This window comes from Halopenitus persicus, from assembly GCF_002355635.1.
GTDB lineage: Archaea > Halobacteriota > Halobacteria > Halobacteriales > Haloferacaceae > Halopenitus > Halopenitus persicus_A.
In genome coordinates this window covers 218,953-236,964 of record NZ_AP017558.1, presented here as the reverse complement: position 1 = coordinate 236,964, position 18,012 = coordinate 218,953, and the positions used below count along the sequence as shown (strand labels likewise).

The 18,012-nt window shown below is 66.8% G+C and carries 19 protein-coding genes; 10 read left to right on the top strand and 9 right to left on the bottom strand.

Translation table 11 applies throughout. The features are described from left to right. The first annotated feature begins 3 nt into the window (after positions 1-3). Complete coding sequence (locus CPZ00_RS01130) at positions 4-1,011, top strand: formylglycine-generating enzyme family protein (protein ID WP_096388982.1); 1,008 nt, start codon at positions 4-6, stop codon at positions 1,009-1,011. A 204-nt stretch (positions 1,012-1,215) separates the two neighbouring features. Here the strand turns inward: CPZ00_RS01130 and CPZ00_RS01125 are convergent, their stop codons facing one another. After that, complete coding sequence (locus CPZ00_RS01125) at positions 1,216-1,473, bottom strand: hypothetical protein (RefSeq protein WP_096388981.1); 258 nt, start codon at positions 1,471-1,473, stop codon at positions 1,216-1,218. Positions 1,474-1,587: 114 nt separating this feature from the next. After that, the gene (locus tag CPZ00_RS01120; RefSeq protein WP_096388980.1) at positions 1,588-2,166 is read right to left on the bottom strand and encodes a TetR/AcrR family transcriptional regulator; all 579 of its coding nucleotides are present in this window, start codon (positions 2,164-2,166) and stop codon (positions 1,588-1,590) included. A gap of 104 nt (positions 2,167-2,270) precedes the next feature. Between CPZ00_RS01120 and CPZ00_RS01115 the strand changes: the two genes are divergently transcribed. Together CPZ00_RS01115 and moaA are read left to right on the top strand one after the other, a co-directional pair. Continuing rightward, positions 2,271-3,065 carry an MBL fold metallo-hydrolase gene (locus CPZ00_RS01115; RefSeq protein WP_096388979.1) on the top strand — a complete coding sequence of 265 codons (795 nt, stop codon included), beginning with the start codon at positions 2,271-2,273 and terminating at the stop codon, positions 3,063-3,065. A gap of 163 nt (positions 3,066-3,228) precedes the next feature. Next, positions 3,229-4,281: a GTP 3',8-cyclase MoaA gene (gene moaA / locus CPZ00_RS01110; protein WP_096388978.1), complete on the top strand. Its 1,053-nt coding sequence runs from the start codon at positions 3,229-3,231 to the stop codon at positions 4,279-4,281. Positions 4,282-4,311: 30 nt separating this feature from the next. Here the strand turns inward: moaA and CPZ00_RS01105 are convergent, their stop codons facing one another. Both CPZ00_RS01105 and CPZ00_RS01100 read right to left on the bottom strand, forming a co-directional pair. Beyond that, positions 4,312-4,569 carry a hypothetical protein gene (locus CPZ00_RS01105; RefSeq protein ID WP_233255115.1) on the bottom strand — a complete coding sequence of 86 codons (258 nt, stop codon included), beginning with the start codon at positions 4,567-4,569 and terminating at the stop codon, positions 4,312-4,314. A 2-nt stretch (positions 4,570-4,571) separates the two neighbouring features. Further along, the gene (locus tag CPZ00_RS01100; RefSeq protein WP_096388977.1) at positions 4,572-5,018 is read right to left on the bottom strand and encodes a UPF0179 family protein; all 447 of its coding nucleotides are present in this window, start codon (positions 5,016-5,018) and stop codon (positions 4,572-4,574) included. Positions 5,019-5,128: 110 nt separating this feature from the next. Here CPZ00_RS01100 and tmcA point away from each other — a divergent pair, with 110 nt between their 5' ends. Both tmcA and CPZ00_RS01090 read left to right on the top strand, forming a co-directional pair. Then, on the top strand, positions 5,129-7,786 hold the full coding sequence (tmcA, locus tag CPZ00_RS01095; RefSeq protein WP_096388976.1) for a tRNA(Met) cytidine acetyltransferase TmcA: 2,658 nt from the start codon (positions 5,129-5,131) through the stop codon (positions 7,784-7,786). A 52-nt stretch (positions 7,787-7,838) separates the two neighbouring features. After that, positions 7,839-8,828: a D-2-hydroxyacid dehydrogenase gene (locus tag CPZ00_RS01090; protein WP_096388975.1), complete on the top strand. Its 990-nt coding sequence runs from the start codon at positions 7,839-7,841 to the stop codon at positions 8,826-8,828. 46 nt (positions 8,829-8,874) lie between these two features. On the opposite strand, the gene CPZ00_RS01085 is transcribed toward CPZ00_RS01090, so the two are convergent. Further along, positions 8,875-9,603, bottom strand: a complete 729-nt coding sequence (locus CPZ00_RS01085; protein WP_096388974.1) for a fumarylacetoacetate hydrolase family protein — start codon at positions 9,601-9,603, stop codon at positions 8,875-8,877. Between the two features lie 294 nt (positions 9,604-9,897). Here CPZ00_RS01085 and CPZ00_RS01080 point away from each other — a divergent pair, with 294 nt between their 5' ends. Together CPZ00_RS01080 and CPZ00_RS01075 are read left to right on the top strand one after the other, a co-directional pair. After that, positions 9,898-12,975 (top strand): FAD-binding and (Fe-S)-binding domain-containing protein, encoded by a 3,078-nt coding sequence (locus tag CPZ00_RS01080; RefSeq protein ID WP_096388973.1) that lies wholly within the window; start codon positions 9,898-9,900, stop codon positions 12,973-12,975. A gap of 246 nt (positions 12,976-13,221) precedes the next feature. Beyond that, a complete protein-coding gene (locus CPZ00_RS01075) occupies positions 13,222-13,407 on the top strand; it encodes a DUF7331 family protein (RefSeq protein WP_096388972.1) in 186 nt (61 codons plus the stop codon). Between the two features lie 10 nt (positions 13,408-13,417). Here the strand turns inward: CPZ00_RS01075 and CPZ00_RS15505 are convergent, their stop codons facing one another. Further along, positions 13,418-13,591 carry a hypothetical protein gene (locus CPZ00_RS15505; RefSeq protein WP_172861731.1) on the bottom strand — a complete coding sequence of 58 codons (174 nt, stop codon included), beginning with the start codon at positions 13,589-13,591 and terminating at the stop codon, positions 13,418-13,420. Positions 13,592-13,690: 99 nt separating this feature from the next. Between CPZ00_RS15505 and CPZ00_RS01070 the strand changes: the two genes are divergently transcribed. Next, positions 13,691-14,254, top strand: coding sequence for a Rieske (2Fe-2S) protein (locus CPZ00_RS01070; RefSeq protein WP_096388971.1), 564 nt, complete (start codon positions 13,691-13,693; stop codon positions 14,252-14,254). A 95-nt stretch (positions 14,255-14,349) separates the two neighbouring features. After that, positions 14,350-15,420 (top strand): CNNM domain-containing protein, encoded by a 1,071-nt coding sequence (locus tag CPZ00_RS01065; protein ID WP_096388970.1) that lies wholly within the window; start codon positions 14,350-14,352, stop codon positions 15,418-15,420. A 73-nt stretch (positions 15,421-15,493) separates the two neighbouring features. Here the strand turns inward: CPZ00_RS01065 and dpsA (CPZ00_RS01060) are convergent, their stop codons facing one another. Genes dpsA (CPZ00_RS01060) through dpsA (CPZ00_RS01050) form a run of 3 tightly spaced genes read right to left on the bottom strand, consistent with a single transcriptional unit; the run spans position 15,494 to position 17,199 of the window. After that, positions 15,494-16,063 carry a DNA starvation/stationary phase protection protein DpsA gene (dpsA, locus tag CPZ00_RS01060; protein ID WP_096388969.1) on the bottom strand — a complete coding sequence of 190 codons (570 nt, stop codon included), beginning with the start codon at positions 16,061-16,063 and terminating at the stop codon, positions 15,494-15,496. 1 nt (position 16,064) lies between these two features. Beyond that, positions 16,065-16,640 carry a DNA starvation/stationary phase protection protein DpsA gene (gene dpsA / locus CPZ00_RS01055; protein ID WP_096388968.1) on the bottom strand — a complete coding sequence of 192 codons (576 nt, stop codon included), beginning with the start codon at positions 16,638-16,640 and terminating at the stop codon, positions 16,065-16,067. A gap of 13 nt (positions 16,641-16,653) precedes the next feature. Then, complete coding sequence (dpsA, locus tag CPZ00_RS01050; RefSeq protein WP_096388967.1) at positions 16,654-17,199, bottom strand: DNA starvation/stationary phase protection protein DpsA; 546 nt, start codon at positions 17,197-17,199, stop codon at positions 16,654-16,656. Positions 17,200-17,585: 386 nt separating this feature from the next. On the opposite strand from dpsA (CPZ00_RS01050), the gene CPZ00_RS01045 reads away from it, so the two are divergent. Beyond that, a complete protein-coding gene (locus CPZ00_RS01045; RefSeq protein ID WP_096388966.1) occupies positions 17,586-18,005 on the top strand; it encodes a metal-dependent transcriptional regulator in 420 nt (139 codons plus the stop codon). Positions 18,006-18,012: the final 7 nt, after the last annotated feature.

The window sequence follows — 18,012 nt, the reverse complement described above, 5'->3', positions numbered from 1 at the left end:
CAGATGACCGACCGCGATCCCGACTGCTGTGCGCCCGATCGAAGCGACGAGCAGCCATCGCGCAGTGACGAGCGAGCAACCGCTGACGACCGTCGCTCAACCGTTCCTGCGACGACGAACGACGACCGGACGACGTCGATGGTCCGGCTCGACGGAGGCGCGTTCACGATGGGAACCGATAGCGACGTCGGATTCCCGGCGGACGGCGAGGGACCCACCCGTGAGGTGACGCTCGACCCGTTCTACATCGACACGTACGCAGTAACGAACGCGGAGTTTCTCCAGTTCGTCCGCGACACTGGGTACACGACGGACGCCGAACGCTATGGGTGGTCGTTCGTGTTCGAGAACTTCCTCGCCGAGGACGATGCGGCCGACGCGAGAGGCACCGTCGCCGGAGCGCCGTGGTGGGTTGCCGTCGAGGGTGCGAACTGGGTGCGGCCGTACGGACCGAGTTCGAACGTGTTGGACGAACGGGAACGACTCAAGCATCCCGTAACGCACGTCTCGTGGAACGATGCGCAGGCGTACGCCGAGTGGGCTGGAAAGCGCTTACCGACGGAAGCCGAGTGGGAGTACGCGGCCCGCGGCGGGCTCACGGGCAACCGATACCCGTGGGGTGACGATCTCACACCGAACGGTGAGCATCGCTGTAACATCTGGCAAGGGAACTTCCCCGAGACCAACACCGGTGCGGACGGGTATCGTCGAACTGCACCCGTAAACGCCTATGAGCCGAACGGGTATGGGCTCTACAACGTCGCTGGCAACGTCTGGGAGTGGTGTGCCGACTGGTTTAGCTCCGACTACCACACGACGGACGCCTACAGCCACGAGAATCCAACCGGTCCCGAAACCGGTCACCAGCGGGTGATGCGGGGCGGGTCACATCTCTGCCACCGCTCGTGGTGTAATCGCTACCGGGTGGCCGCCCGATCAAAGAACACCCCCGATAGCTCGACGTCGAACATCGGCTTTCGATGTGTCGTCGATGCGAGCGCAGATGTGTAGTTGATCGGTGGTACATCGAATCGATCCGATGGGCCTCGAACTCGATAGCGGCTGTCCCTGAGAACCGAGGTGGCCAACATCGGACGACCCGTGCTCCCGTCGAAATGGATCTTTGCCCGAGTTCACTCCCTTCGGCGACCCGCCGCGCTCGGCTCGATATCCAACGGAGCGAACTGGAGCTGTATTCGTCCCGGTCCATCCCCCTCACACGCGGGATCGACCGCCGGCGGTTCCGCCGCCGGAGCCGACCTCGTCCCGAACGACCAGATAGAGGATCCAGACCACGAACCCGCCGAAGAACCCGCCGACTGCCCACGCCAGCGCGTGGCCGCTGTTCCGCTTTTTCGCGTCCCGGTAGATGAATCCGGACGCCACCACCGCCACGGCGAGCGGGATCACGGCGATCAAGAGGATGATGAACAGTTCCGTGGTGCCCGGGATGCCTGCCTGGAGGAGAGACATGACGTGTGGATCCTGAACCAGATATAAAAACGTACCTCCGTGAGCGACACGGATCCTCGAATCGAGCGACGTCGGACCGGGCTCCATCGAATCGGGTGAAAACACGACCGGCGGTCAGTCCGCAAGCAGCCGCGTCTCGACGTATCCAGTCAGCGTTTCGCGGAGTCGTTCGGCGGAGCGGTTCATCGCAACTTGCCGGGTGTACGCGCCCGAGACGGCGGTCACGAGGAACTCGGTGGCGACGCTCGGTTCGACGCTCGCGTCGAACTCGCCGCGGTCGATGCCGTCCTCGATGATCGCCCGGATCCGGTCGAAGAGAACGTCGTCGAAGGCGGCGAGCCGCGCGCGGATGGCGTCGTCGTACGGCGCCTGTGCCATCACCTCGAGCATCGCCGTCCGGAACTCCAGTCCGGTCCCGGTGTCGTCGTCGGCGAGGATCGTCTCCAACAGCGCGATGAGTCGGTCGCGTGCGGTATCCCCGTCGATGGTCGCGAGCTGGGTGGTGTATCGGTCATAGAGGTACTCCAGAAACTCGACGAAGAGGGTCCCCTTGTCGTCGAAGTAGTAGTGGACGGACGCCGTGCTCCGGTCGGCCTCGGCGGCGATGTCCTTGATCGTGAGATCCGCGTACCCGTGCCGGCACAGGGCACGATGGGTGGCCTCGAGGATCTCGGTCGCCGGGTCGTCATCCATGGCGGGTGGTAGAACAACTTACTGAGTAATTAGTCAAAAGGGCTTTGAAACCTTTCTTACCGCAGGCGTTCCCTGGTGATCGTATGACCGATTCCCCGGAAACGATGCGGCTGACGGTGCTCGGCTCGGGGAGCGCGATGGCCGTTCCCGACCGAGCCCAGACCGGACTGCTGCTCGAGACCGACGACCGGGCGCTGTTGGTCGACTGCGGATCCGGCGTCCTCGGGCGGCTCGCCGGCACCGACGTCGGCTACGAGGGCGTCGGAACGGTGCTGCTCACGCACCACCACCTCGACCACGTCTCGGATCTGCTGGCGCTTTTAAAGGCGCGGTGGCTCGCCGGCCAGGAGCATCTCGAGGTCCTCGGCCCGCCGGGGACGAAGTCGCTGCTCGACGGGCTCCTCGACGTCCACGAATACCTCGACGGGCGCGTCGATCTGGCGGTGCGGGAGGTGACGCCCGGCGACGACTTCTCGGCGGGCGGCTTCGACGTGGCTGCCGCCGACACGCGTCACTCCCTGCCGGGCCACGCCTACCGATTCGCGCCCACCGGGGCCGAACTCGCGCCCCGGGACGGGCCCGTGGCGTTCTCCGGCGACACCGAGGCGTTCGACGGGATCGCGCGGTTCGTCGACGGCGCGTCGGTGCTCCTCCACGACTGCTCGTTCCCGGACGACGTCGACGTCTCGAACCATCCCACGCCGACCGCGCTCGGGAGGTCCCTCGCGGACGCCGACGTCGGTCGCCTCTATCTCACGCATCTCTACCCACACACCCGCGGACGCGAGGACGAGATGGTCGACGCCGTCGCCGCGGCCGGGTTCACGGGGACGGTCGAGACCGCCCGCGACGGACTCCGACTCTCGATTCCCGTGGACGGGGAGTCCGAGTCCGGCTGAGGGCGGTCCTCGTCCACGGGGATCGTCATCTGATCGTCGCCACCTGATCGTCATCTGATCGAAACGTCGACCGGCATCGTGTCGACGATGAGTAACCGCAGATGGTTACGAGATGCCCGGTGTGACCCGGATGTTTAAGCACGTATGGCGGCATCGTTCACGTATGCCCGAACCGCTCTCGGACGATTTCGGACGGGAGGTCACCGGCGTCCGGATCTCGCTCACGGACCGGTGTAACTTCGACTGCGTCTACTGTCACAACGAGGGGCTCGGCGACACGCGCGGACCGATGGAGCCGAGCGAGAACGAAATGGCCGCCGACGACATCGTCCGGTTTCTGGAGGTCGTCGAGGGATACGGCGTCGACTCGGTGAAGTTCACCGGCGGCGAGCCGATGCTCCGGGAGGACCTCGAGGAGATCATCCGCCGGACCCCCGACTCGATGGAGGTCTCGATGACGACGAACGGAACGTTCCTCCCGGGCCGCGCCGAGGACCTGAAGGCGGCCGGCCTCGACCGGGTCAACGTCTCCCAGGACGCGCTCGACCAGGAGGCGTTCGCGGAGATCACCGAATCGGGCGCCTACGAGCGTGTGATCGAGGGCGTCGAGGCCGCCCTCGACGCCGGACTCGCCCCGGTGAAGCTCAACATGGTCGTCTTCGAGCACACCGCCGGCTACGTCGAGGGGATGGTCGACCACGTCGCGAGGAACGACGGGCTCCAGCTCCAGCTCATCGAGTACATGCCCGAGCTGACCGGCAAGCCGGAGTGGAACATCGACATCGACCGCGTCCACGACTGGCTCGCCGACATCGCCGACCGCGTCGAGCACCGCGAGATGCACGACCGCAAGCGCTACTACATCAGCGACGACGGGACCGCGCCCGACGTCGACCTCGACGATGGTGCGGTGGATCCGGACCATCCGGACGCCGGCGGCACCGGAATGGTCGAGATCGTCGACCCCGTCGAGAACGAGACGTTCTGTGCCAACTGCGGCCGCGTCCGCGTCACCCACGAGGGCTACCTCAAGGGCTGTCTCAACCGGAACGACGACCTCCGGTCGATGGGGGAGATGACCCGCGAGGAGATCGCCGAGACGTTCGAGGCGGTCGTCGCGAACCGGGTCCCCTACTACGGCGAGTACCTGGTCGAGGGCGAGGACGGCGAGTACGAGCTCAACGAGAAGTACCTGGCGACGCCGTCGGCGGACTGAGGGGTCGGCAGTTCGGCGCGTCCAGCTGGGTCACGCGTCGTCGATCGGCATAATCCCGAGCAGGTCGAGCAGCCCGCGGAGCGTGAGCCCGACCACGAGCAGCCCGCCGGCGGCGAGAAACGGTGCCGAGAGGGCCATCGCGGTCCCGTAGCCCACGACGAGCCGACTCAGGCCGCGGACCACGAAGGAGGCGACGATCAGCCCGACGGCGAGCAGCGCGAGCCAAACGAAGCGGCTCGGCGTCACCCACGTGTCCGTCCCCGTCGCTGCGTCCGCTCCGTCGGTCATCCTCACTCCTCGGGCGCGAACTCGACGAGCGTGAGGTCGCGGTCGAGCATACAGTAATCGTGCGGCGGCTCACCCAGCACCTGCTGGATCGTTCGCTCCTCGTCGAAGTCGGCTCCCTCGGGGACGCAGTACTGGTGGCTGGGACAGTCGGTGTGCGGACAGTCCCCGGCCAGCGAGGCGCGGCTGCCGGCGTAGGCCTGTCTGGAGGGGACGTTCGCCGGGACCGATGCGGGTTCGACCTCCACCGCGCGCACCCCGGAGTCGTGGACCGCACACTCGAGCGTCTGGGCGTTCTCCCGAACGTCGGTGATCCGGTAGCGGGTTCCCGTCGAGAGGTTGAGACACTGGTCCCGGTAGGGACAGCCCTCGCAGTCGTCGGACTCGCCGCGGTAGACGAACTCCCGGCCGACGTCGGCGAGCCGCGTTCCGACGAGCGTGACGGTCGACATATCCGAGGGAACGGGCTCCGTCGCGTTAAGCCTCCCGACTGTGCGGCCACCGACCGCCGCGATCAGCCGGCTCGAAAGCCACATACGGCCGCCCGACGAATCCCGACGCGATGACCAGCGACGCGGCCGCGGAGCCGGAGATCACGGACGTCGCCGAGCTCGCGCGCCGACTCCGCACGGAGGCGGTCCGGACCAACGAGCGCCGCGGACTCGTGCTGGCGGGCGACCGCGACGCCGGGATCGACGCCGCCTACACCGCCATCGAGGCGCTCGAGGATCGGGTGGACGTCGGGGATCGGATGGAGGTCGAGGATCGAGTGGACGTCGGGGATCGGATGGAGGTCGAGGATCGAGTGGACGTCGGGGATCGGATGGAGGTCGAGGATCGAGTGGACGTTGAGAACCGGATGACTCTCGAGGACCATCCCGACCTGGAGGGGAACGAGACGCGGGCTGCTGCGACGGAGGACGCCGGCCTCGACGTGTCCATCGTCTCGACTCGCGAGGGGTTTCGGTTCGACCGCGTCGCGCCCGTCCACGCCGCCGACCTGCTCGGGACCACCCGCGACGTCGTGATGCTCGACTGTCACGAACGGTTCCGGCCGAACGCGCTCGGGCAGGTCGTCGGTGCGGTCGACGGCGGCGGACTCCTCGTGCTCGTGACGCCGCCGCTCGCGGACTGGCCCGCTATCCGCGACGGGTTCGACGAGGGGCTCGCGGTTCCGCCGTTCGGGATCGACGACGTCACCGGCCGGTTCCGCGAGCGCCTCGTCTCGACGATCCGGGACCACGAGGGGATCGCGGTCGTCGACGTGGCGGACGCGCCGTCCGCGGAGGACGGTCGGGGCGAGGACGCTTCTGATCACGGCAGTGCCGCCGTCGTTCGCGATCCTGGCCTCGTCGACCCTTCGGAACGGACCACGGACCGGTCTGAACGGTCACGGGATCGATCCGAGGATCGAACGTTCGCTGCCCCCGCGGGATCCGCGTTCCCGGACGCCGTCTACGCGGCCTGCCGGACGCGGGACCAGGTTCGGGCGGTCCGCGCGTTCGAATCCCTTCGCGGACCGGGGTCCGCGTCGGTCGTGGTCGAGTCCGACCGGGGGCGCGGGAAGTCGAGCGCTGCCGGGCTCGCCGCGGCGGCGTTCGCCCTGGAGGGGACGGACGTTCGCGTCACCGCGCCGTCCATCGACGCCGTCGGGCCGCTGTTCGACCGGGTTCGTGAGGTGCTCTCGGCGCGGAACGCGATCCGAACCGTCGGCACCGTCGACGCCGCCGACGAGGACGGCCGTCGGATCGAGACCGGAACCGGCGGATCGGTCGACTACGTTCGCCCGCCCGCCGCTGCGGAACGTGCCGGCAGTGATGAGGCGGACGTTCTCATCGTCGACGAGGCGGCGGCGCTGCCGGTCGCCACGCTGGAGGCGCTGCTTGCGGCCGAGTCGGTCGCCTTCTGCACCACGATCCACGGCTATGAGGGGGCAGGCCGCGGGTTTTCGGTACGCTTTCTGGATCGGCTTCGGGCCGACGCGGGCGAGACCGGGCGGGAACTCCGGGAGATCCGGCTCGACCAGCCGATCCGGTACGCACGCCACGACCCCATCGAGCGCTGGGCGTTCCGCGCGCTGTTGCTCGACGCCGCCCCGGTGGTCGCGGAGGCAGTTGCGGACGTCCGTGCGGACGGCGTGCCCGCGAACGACGACTCCGTAGCGAACCCGGCGGTCACCTATCGGCGGCTGACCACGGACGACCTGCTCGCCGACGAACGGCTGCTCGCGGAGACGTTCGGCCTCCTCGTGTTCGCACACTACCGGACCGAACCGAACGACCTGGCCCGGCTGCTCGACGCGCCGAACCTCTCGGTGCGCGCGCTGACGGCGCGAGGCCACGTGATCGCCGTGGCGCTGCTTGCTCGGGAGGGCGGACTGTCCGCCGACCGCCGGGCGGCGATGTACGAGGGCGAGCGCGTCCGGGGGAACATGGTCCCAGACGTGCTCACGAGCCAGTTGCGTGACGAGGACGCCGGCCAGCCGGTCGGGATCCGGACGATGCGGATCGCGACCCATCCGGCCCTCCGGCGGCGTGGACTCGGGAGTCACCTTCTGGGCCGAATCCACGACGAGTTCACGGGGAACGGAGCTGGCGACTCCGCGGTCGACTATTTCAGCGTCAGCTACGGCGCGACGCCGGATCTGGTTCGCTTCTGGCAGCGCGCAGGCTACGGAACGGTCCACGTCTCGACGACGCGCAACGACGCCTCCGGCGAGCGCTCGGCGGTGATGATCCGTCCGACAAGCGCGGCGGGCGAGCGGCTGCGGGACCGGCACGCCGCCGCGCTTCGGGACCGGCTCCGGGACGGGCTCTCGGACGCCCTTCGCGATCTCGATCCCGACGTCGCCGCCGCGACGATCGCGGCGTGTCCGGTCGACGGCGGTGAGTGGTTGTCCCTCACCGATCGGGACTGGCGCGCGCTGGTCGCCGCCGCGGACGGCCCCGGCGGGTACGAGGTGGTACCGGGAGCGGCTCGCGACCTCGCGTTCGCCGCCCTGCTCGACCGGGACGTCTCGGGTGGCAACCTCACGGACCGGGAGGTTCGGCTGCTGATCCGCGTGGTGCTTCAGAGTCAGCCGCGGGGGGAGGTGGCCGACGAACTCGGCTACGAGTCGACCCGACAGTGTCTGCGCGCGCTCGGGGCCGCGCTCGGGACGCTGCTGGATCGGTACGGCGGCGCCGTCGTGGCGGCGGAGCGCGACCGGTTCGAGCGGTGACGCGCTCGACGTACCACTAACTGTTATGCGGTCGGTGGCAGAACGAGGGCGTATGTCCGACCCAGACGTTGATTCGTCCGATCCAGATGTCGATTCCTCCGGCCCGGACGTGTTGGTCCTGCGGCAGAAGCTCCACGGACAGGACGGAGCGGACTACGCCGAGATCCTTCGGGAGAAGCTTCCCGGGAAGGAGATCGTCCACCCCGCGACGCCCGACGAACAGCGCGAGTTCCTCCGCACCGCCCGCGTCGCGACCGGCTTCGAGCTGGACCGCGACCAGCTCGCGGCCGCGGGGAACCTCGAGCTGTTCGCCGGGGTCTACGCCGGCACCGGCCACCTCGAGCTCGAGGCGTTCGAGGACCACGGCGTCGCGGTGACGAACGCCTCCGGCGTTCACGTGCCGAACATCTCCGAATACGTGATCGGGAGCCTGATCGCCCACGCGAGGCAGTTCCCGCGGGCGTGGGACAACAAGCAGCGCGGGGCCTGGCAGACGCATCCGGTGCTCGAGCTCCAGGGATCGACGGTGGCGATCGTCGGCCTCGGCGCGATCGGAACCGGGATCGCGGAGCGGCTGGACGCCTTCGGCGTCGAGACGCTCGGCGTCCGGTATACGCCCGAGAAGGGCGGCCCGACCGACGAGGTGTACGGTTTCGATGACGTGCACGCAGCCGTCGCCGCGGCGGACCACGTGGTGCTTGCGTGCCCGCTCACCGAGACGACCGCGGGGCTCGTCGACGCGGAGCTGTTGACGTCGATGCCGACGCATGGGATCCTCGTGAACATCGCGCGCGGCGGCGTCGTCGAGACGGACGCGCTGCTCGAGGCGCTCCGACACGACGAGATCCGTGCCGCCGCGCTCGACGTCACCGACCCGGAACCGCTTCCGAACGACCACCCCCTGTGGGACCTGGACAACGTGACGATCACGGCGCACAACGCGGGCAACACGCCGAACTACTTCGACCGCTGTGCGGAGATCCTCGCGGAGAACGTCGAGCGGCTCGATTCCGGAGCTGAGCTGGAAAACCGGGTCGTCTAGGGACCGCCGGCCTCGGCGAGGGCCATCTCGTCTCGGGCGCGATCCGCTAGGGAAACCTGACCTCGGCCACGGCGTTCTCGAGCGTCCCGACGCCCTCGTAGGTGATCGAGACCGTGTCGCCGGGTTCGATCAGGCCGGGATTCGCCGGGCTGCCGAACGCGATGCAGTCGCCGGGACGCAGCGTGAACCGCTGGGAGAGGTGTGCGACGAGCTCGAACGGGTCGAACAGCATCAGCTCGGTGTTGGCCGACTGGCGTCGCTCGCCGGCGACGATCGTCTCCATCTCGACGTCGGTCGGGTCCGCGAGGTCGGTCTCGATCCACGGGCCCAGCGGCGCCGAGCCGTCGAAGGCCTTCCGAGCCGTCCGTCCGACCTGGTCGAGCGCGTCGACGTCGTTCAGGATCGTGTAGCCCCGGACGACCTCAGGGACGTCGGCCGGATCGAGTGCGCGACACCGCCGGTCGATGACCGCGACGAGCTCGCCGGCGTAGGTCAGCTCATCGGTCCAGTCGGGCGCCGGGATCGGCTGCCCGTGGCCGAGCAGGCTCGTCGGCGGCTTGATGAAGAAGTCGGGTTCCGCCGGCCGCTCGTAGGCCATCTGGTCGAGCGTCTCCGCGTAGTTTCGCCCCACGCAGTAGAGTGCCGAGGGCTCACACGGCGGCAGGAGTCGGCCGTCGACGCCCACCTCGTAGACGCCGTCGGCGGCGTGTATCGTCCCGTCCTCGTACCGTCCCGCGACCGGCCCGTCCGGCGTGAGCAGGCGTGCCTGGCGCATGTCGCACGTCACTCCGGTACGATATATAAACGCGGCGAGGATCGTTCGACGGGATATATAAATGAGGCACGACTCTCCGTGAGAAGGTATATAAATGGAAGTGAGATCGAACCCCGGACGCGGACGGGTCGGATGTGATATCGTCCACGATGCCGGTAGTGGCCGTCCACGATGCCGGTAGTGGTCGCTCACGATGCCGGTAGTGGTCGTCCACGATATCAGTGATAGCCATCCGGCACTATGGATCGCGGTATCGACTCACACATTTAACCGGTTCCCGGACGGTATTCGGGTATGGCGGTCGACGATCACGCGGACGACATAGCGGCCGACGACCACGCGGACGACATAGCGGCCGACGACCACGCGGAGTACGATCCCGCGACTTCGGCGACCACGCTTCCGTACGATCGTCCGGACGTCGCCGAACACGCGGCGCTCGCGGCGGACCTTCGAGACCGGGTCGCGGGCGAGGTACGGTTCGACGAGTACGCGCAGGTGCTGTACGCCTCCGACGGGAGCATTTATCAGGCGCGCCCCGCCGGCGTCGTCTTTCCGACCGACGTGGCGGACGTGCAGGCCGCGGTGCGGGTCGCCGCCGCCCACGACGTGCCGGTGTTGCCCCGCGGAACCGGTTCGTCGCTCGCGGGACAGGCCGTCGGTCCGGGCTGCGTCGTTCTGGACATGACCCGCCATCTGGACGACGTCGTGGCAATCCGCCCTGACGACCGCCGGGCTGTCGTGCAGCCGGGCGTCGTGCAGGACCACCTCGACGACGCGCTCGCGGAGCACGGCCTCCGGTTCGCGCCCGACCCGGCGTCGTCCGGGCGGGCGACCATCGGTGGCGGCATCGGCAACAACTCGACCGGCGCACACTCGGTCCGGTACGGGATCACCGACGCGTACGTCGAGGAGCTGCGGGCCGTGCTCGCGAACGGGGAGATGATCCACGCCCGCGAGGTCGTTCTCGACTCGCCCGAGTACGAGGCGATCGTCTCCGGCGACGGCGCCGAGGCACGGATCTACGAGACGGTGCGAGGGCTCGTCGAGGATTCCGCCGCGGAGATCGAGGAACGCTACCCCGACCTCAAGCGGTCGGTATCGGGGTACAACCTCCAGAAGGTCATCCACGAGCGCGCGGACGGCGAGCGGGTCATCAACCTCTCGAAGCTGTTCGTCGGCGCGGAGGGAACCCTCGGCGTCGTCGTGGAGGCCGAGCTCTCGCTCGTGACCGTGCCCGCGGAGACGGCGCTCGTCTGCTACTGCTTCGACGACCTGGTCGACGCCCTGCGCGCGGTCCCCCAGGCGCTCGAACACGACGTCAGCGCGGTCGAACTGATGGACGAGGAGGTGTTCCGGTTGGCCGCCGAGTCCGAGGGCTACGCCGAGTACGCGGCGCCGATCCCGGAGGGGACCGCCGCGGCGCTCCTCGTCGAGTACGACTCCGAGCTCGTCGACGACTTCGCGGACGCGATCGCCGCCACCACCGAGCGGTTCGTCGCGAACGGCGACGCGTTCGAGGCGATCGAGGCGTACGAGGAGTCGGCGCAGGCTGACCTCTGGCGGCTCCGCAAGGCGGCGATTCCTCTGTTGATGAGCCTCGAGGGCGACCCGAAGCCGTACCCGTTCATCGAGGACGCGACGGTCCCGCCCGCCGAACTCGCCGGGTACGTCGAGTCGTTTCGGGAGATTCTCGAGGCGCACGACACCACCGCGGCCTACTTCGCGCACGCCGGGTCGGGAACGCTGCACATCCGACCGATACTGAACCTGAAGACGGGCTCCGGCGTCGAGACGCTCCACTCGATCACCGAGGACGTCACGGATCTGGTGTTGGAGCATCACGGCGCCTTCTCCGGGGAACACGGCGACGGGATGGCCCGGACCGAGTTCACGCCGAAGATGTACGGCGAGACCCTCTGGACGGCGTTCAAGGAGCTGAAGACGGCCTTCGACCCCGACTGGCTGTTCCATCCCGGCAACGTCGTCTACCGTGACGGTCCCGACGACCCCGGCCCCGACTCGGAACGCGGGGTGGGTGCGGACAACCGGGAGAACCTCCGGTACGGGCCGCGCTATCGGTCGATCGAGCCGCAGACGACGCTCGACTTCTCGGCGGAGGGCGGGTTCTCCCACCTCGTCGAGCTGTGCAACGGCTGTGCGACCTGCCGGGAGACCGACTCGGGGACGATGTGCCCGACCTACCGGGCCTCGAGCGAGGAGGTCCAGTCGACCCGCGGCCGTGCCAACCTCCTCCGGGCCGCGATAAGCGGCGAGCTTCCCCCCGAGGAGCTCCACTCGGATCGGTTCCAGGGCGAGGTCCTCGACCTCTGTGTCGGCTGTAAGGGCTGTGCGAGCGACTGCCCGACCGGGGTCGACCTCGCGAAGCTGAAGGCCGAGGTGAAACACCGTCACCACGAGGAACGCGGGTCGAGCCTTCGAGAGCGCCTCTTCCGGGATATCGATCGTCTCTCGGCGGTCGGGAGCGCCCTGGCGCCCCTCTCGAACGCCGCGACCGAAGTTCCGGGTGCCCGCCGAGTACTGGAGCGGACGCTCGGGATCGCCGCGGATCGTACCCTGCCGACGTTCCGCTCGGAGACGCTGACCGAGTGGTTCGCGGCCAGGGGCGGGCCCGCCGTCGATGCCGACACGGCGACCGGAGCGGTCGTTCTCGTTCCGGACACGTATACGAACTACAGCCATCCGGCCCCGGGAAGGGCGGCGATAGCGGTGCTCGAGGCTGCGGGAATCCGCGTCGAGATGCCCGACGGCCTCGCGCCGTCCGGCCGTGCGGCCTACTCCGCCGGGTTCCTCGGCACAGCCGGGGACCGAGCCCGGGCCAACGTCGACGCCCTCGCCGACCGGGTCGACGACGGCGCGAACGTGCTCTTCATCGAACCCGCCGACGCGGTGATGGTGCAGGACGAGTATCGCGACCTCCTCGAGGGACCCGCCGTCGATCGCGTGGCCGACAATTCCTATAGCGTGATGGAGTTCATCGATGCGTATCGGATCGACGAGGTGCTCGCGTTCGACGCACCCGACCGGAGGCTGACGTATCACGGCCACTGCCATCAGAAGGCCACCAACGCCGACCACCACGCAGTGGGCGTGCTCCGCCGTGCCGGTTACGCGGTGGATCCGATCGATTCCGGCTGCTGCGGGATGGCCGGCTCGTTCGGTTACGAAGCCGAACACCACGACCTCTCGATGGCGATCGGCCGGATCCTTCGCGATCAGGTGACGGCGAGCGACGGCGAGACGGTGGTCGCCCCCGGTGCGTCCTGTCGTACCCAGCTCTCCGACCTGGACGTCGAGGAGCAACCCCCACATCCGATCGAGCTGGTCGCCGAGGCGCTTGAACCGGTGTGACTGGTGCTGCGGCGGATCGCACCGTGAGCGATCTGTGGGTGCCGGAGTCGCTCCCGACGTGACCCGCACGGGCCGTATGAATCACATACCGCGATACGAATGGGTCGGTTCGGCGTCTCCCCAAGTGAGGGTGCGTTTCGGTCGTATTCGCGGACTCGGGAACGACGCCCGCGAACAACCAGTGACCAAGCCACCGTAACCAACACATCCAAACCTTTTTGGTTTAGGTTTGCCTAAACAATCTCAATGACGACGTCTCGTAGTCAGACGCCGGCGTCCGACGCCCGTACTGAACCAACCGGAGACGAATCCCCCGATGAAACCCCCGAACTGAACGTCTACGAGATTCACTCCGAGCGAACCGTCCTGACCGAACCGGGCAACACCGACGCCTGGATCGCCACGGACACGACGGTCACCTTCTCGGAGTAACGCCCCTCCCTCAGCGGTCGTCGTGTTCTCCCTCGACTTCGATCTCCGCCTCGACTTCGATGGTGAGGCCGTCAGCGTCGAGTTGCCCCTCGACCTCGCGTCGATCGCCGACCTCGAGTTCGAACTCGTCCGGTTCGATTTCGACCTCGATCTCGAGGTCGACGTCGACGTCGGCATCCGTCATGTCCTAACTGATTTTAGCCAGGCCTAAAACGATGTCGGGTTCGGCCGCCGATCCACGGATCCGAAAGACATTTTTTAGGTAGGCCAAAAATAATGGGAGATGCGTGACTCGATCCGGGTGTCCGTCGCGTCGGATTCCGAGGAGACATCGGCCCACGTCCACGACGACGCGGGGAACGTCGCCGCCGACGACGTGACGTTCCGGTTCAGTATCGACGGTGCCGAGGTCACGGACGCGGACAACGCTGCCGAGGAGACGACGCCCCGACCGCACGGGGAGTCGGCCCCCGACGGCGAGCGGGATCCGCGGTACGTTGCGCCGCTGTCGGAGGTTCCGTCGAACAGTACACTCCGCTGTACGGCAGTCAGCGGGCGCCGTACCACCGAAATCATTCTCCGGCGCGAGAACGACGCCGACGTCTTCGCCTGGCGAAACTCGTGTCCGCACAAGCCGAACGTCCCGCTCGATCCGGGCGATGGTGCGATCATCGACGACGATCAGATCGTCTGTCACGCCCACGGGGCACGCTTCGAGTGTGGCGACGGATTCTGCACGGACGGCCCCTGTCGGGGCGACGCGCTCGACGAGATCGACGTCGAAGTGCGCGGTGCCGACGTCTATCTGTCGGACGAGCGGTTCGACGCGTGCAACCGCCCGCGTTGACCGCGACCGACCCTCGCGGTCATCGCCGGTTGATCCGATGGAGGTGGATTGGGCCTCAAGGGTAAAACGTCTCGACGATAAACCAACACCCATCGATGAACACGGCTGAAATCCTGGTCCGGCTTCTCGCCGGTCTCCTGCTCATTCTGACGAACGGGTTCTTCGTCGCCATCGAGTTCGCGCTGACGCGCGCGAGACAGTTCTCGAAGGAGGAGTTCATCGAGGACGGTCATCCCGCGCTCGAGCGCGCCTGGAAGATGACCCAGGATCTTGAGATCTATCTCACGACGTGTCAGGTCGGAATCACGGCCTCCAGCATCGCGGTCGGGATCGTCGCCGAGCCCGCGCTCGCCGCCATCTTCGAACCCCTCTTTGCGGGCTCGGCTCTCGCAGGCATCGGGGCGGGTGCGCTCATCGCGTTTCTGATAATCAACCTCGTTCATCTCACCCACGGCGAACAGACGCCGACCTACCTCGGCGTCGAACGGTCACGGATGGTCTGTCGGTACGGTGCCACTCCGCTGTATCTCTGCAACTGGCTGATCTCGCCACTGATCACGCTTGGCGATGCGGTCGCAAAGCGGACGCTCAAACTGTTCGGCGTCGAGATGACCGGCGCCTGGCTCGAGACCGAAGAGGACGTCATCGAAACCCGATCCGACCTGCGAAACCGTCTCGGATCCGTGCTCGAAGAGGGCGGGCTGCCGGAGGAGCGGCGCGAGGAAATCATGAATGCGCTCCACGTGGGCGAACGTGAGGTTCGCGATGTGATGATCCCGCCCGAGCAGATCATCAGCCTCTCGACGGAGGTCGACACCGAGGAGAACTTTCGGCGGATGGCGGAACACCCGCACACGCGCTACCCGATGGTCGGGGAGGAGCTGACGGACTTCGAGGGGATCATCTACGCTCCGGTTCTGGAACGCCACCGCGAGGAGTTACAAACCGGCGACCTCGATCTCGTGGACCTCGCGGCGCCGCCGATGACGCTGCCAGCGGATGCCGCGATTAGCGACGCCATCGACCAGTTTCAGACCGAAAATCAGGAGCTTGCGCTCGTGGTCGAACACGGGGACATCGTCGGGATGCTGACGATTACGGACCTCCTCGAGTCGATCATGGGTGACGTCGAGGACCCCATCGATCGCGACGAGATCTCGCCTTGACCGTGAGGCCCCCTCCCGCGGACCGAACCGGGTCCACCGGCTGGGGGCTCGCCGCCGCGGTGCCGACCCGCGATCAGTTCGTCGATCCGTGCTGGACCAGCGTATCGTCCTCGAGGAACTTCTCGAGCGTGTGTGCGTCCGCCTCGAGCGTTGTGAGGTGCTCGCGCAGTAGCTCGCTGGTCGCTTCCTCACCCAGTCGGTCCGCCAGTGCGATGTGCTCACGTATCTGCACCGCGAGCGTCGCGTAGCCGTCGAGATCGCGGTCGAGTGAGGACCGTATATCGTAGTGGTGTGGTGCTTCGATGTGGATCGGTGCGTGCTGGCGGATCCCCATCGGGCCACAGACGGGGACGCCGCCAAGCGCGTGTACCCGGATCGCAAGGTCGTCGGTGATCTCGGTGAGTCGGTCGGCGGCGTCTTCGAGGAAGTCACCGACGTCCCTCGACTCGGATCCTTCGACGAGCCAGGAATGTTTGCGTACCTGGTTGAACAGGATGTAGAGCCCGGAGAGCTCGGAATTCAGTGCCTCCACGATCCGTTCGGCCGCAGTCCGGTCGATGCGAAGGGCGTTCTCCCCGACCGTGTCCCACTCTTGTCGACGGTGGGCCGCATCGGGTTTCCGGAGATGTGGTGTACTCGCCATGTTAGTTCAGTGCGTCCTCCCGAACGAGCGTGTCGCCTTCGAGGAGCCGTTCGATCTCGTGGGCGTCATCCTCGAGGTCCTCGAGGCGGTCCCGAAGCAGTTCCCCCGTCGCCGCATCGCCCAGGTCTTCGACCAGGCCGACGTGATCGCGCATACTCGCGATCAGCGTGGCATAGCCCTCGAGATCGCCTTCGAGCGAGGCACGAACGTCATATAGGCCCTCCGCCTCCAGGTGGACCTCGGCGTAGTCCTGAAGCGTCGGCGGCGTGTTCGGCGGAATGCCACCGAGTTCGACGATCCGGACCGCGAGGTCGTCGTTGATGTCGCGGACTCGCTTGTACGCGTCCTCGAGGAAGTCCGCGACGTCGTCGTGTTCCGCCCCCTCCGCCGTCCAGTAATGCTTGCGCAAGAGATAAAACAGGTTGAACGATCCGGCGTGGTCGACGCTGATGGCGTCGACGATCATCTCCGCTTCGTCGCGATCGATCCGGAGCCGGTTGTCACCGACCGTCCCCCACTCTTGGCGGCGCTCGCCGGTGTCGGGCTCGCGGACCAGGCCGATCTGTCTCTTCGCCATCGTTTACACCCCCTCAGTTGAGCGCGTCTTCGAGGACGAGCGTGTCGTCTTCCAGGAAGTGCTCGATCTCGTGGGCGTCATCCTCGAGGTCCTCGAGCGTCTCACGGAGTATCTCGCTCGTCGCGTAGTCCCCGAGGTCCTCGGCGAGCGAGATGTGCTCGCGTACGGTCTCGATGATCTCGCCGTACATGACGAGGTCGTTCTCCATCGAGGTTCGGACGTTGTAGACGTCCTCACCTTCGAACTCGACCGGCGCGTGGTCCGCGAGGGCGCTCGGACCGCTGATCGGCACCCCGCCGAGAGCCTGGACGCGCTCCGCGAGGTCGTCGGCGTTGTCCTCGGCGTCCTCGGCGGCGTCGCCGAACCAGTCGTGCAGCTGCTCGAACTCCGCCCCGGCGACGTTCCAGTGGTGCTTCCGGAGCTGGTGATAGAGGACGTACGTGGCGGCGAGATCGGTGTTCAGCGCTTCGATGACCTGTTCGGCCTTGTCGGTGTCGATACGGACGGCGTTCTTCTCGACGGTGCCCGCCTTTCGACGAAGGGATTCGTTGGTGCTCATCACCTCTCCCTTGAACCCCCAGCCACATAAATATTGTCAACTATGGAATATTTTAGGCCAGCCCAAAAACAGCAAGGGGTAACGGAGGTATTTCATCGTTCGGCCTAATCGCCCTCATAAATCAGTTTACTCCGGATATCGGACGATGGGACCTCGCCGTAAATCCGCGACAAAAAACGAGATATTCGTGATGTGATTTTGATATGTATATCAACGGCTTTGATATGTGCCATCGACGGCTCCCGGTTCCGTGACCGCCGGAATCGAAGAATACATAATGTTTTAGGCATACCTAAATCATAATGCACTCGTGGAGGATCGCGTTCGTCCGGCACCCGACTCGCGATCGGAGACACGTTGAGCACCACGCGACGGGGCCCTGACGTATGGGTTCGAGAGATCGGTATCTCAAAGTGATTTATACCCTCGAACGGACGCGCGTTGCGGACGCAGCGATCGCCACGGGTGCCGTCGCTGACGTGCTGGACGTCCATCCCTCAAGTGCGACCGAGATGTTCGCGAAACTGGAGTCCGAGGGGCTGCTCCACTATGAGAAGTACAACGGGGTCACGCTGACGGACGCAGGACGCGAGCGTGGCCGGTCGCTTCTCAAAAACTCGTGTCTCATCCAGCGGTTCCTGCGGGACGTCCTTGAGGTCACGGAGTACCGGGAGGAAGCACGAGCGATCGAACCCGTCCTTGATGCCGACGTCGCCGATCGACTGTCGCTTCTCATCGATCGGTCTCCCGAGTGCCCGGAGTGTTTCGACGAGGAGGCGGGTCGCTGTCGCTATCTGGACGAGTGAACCGCCG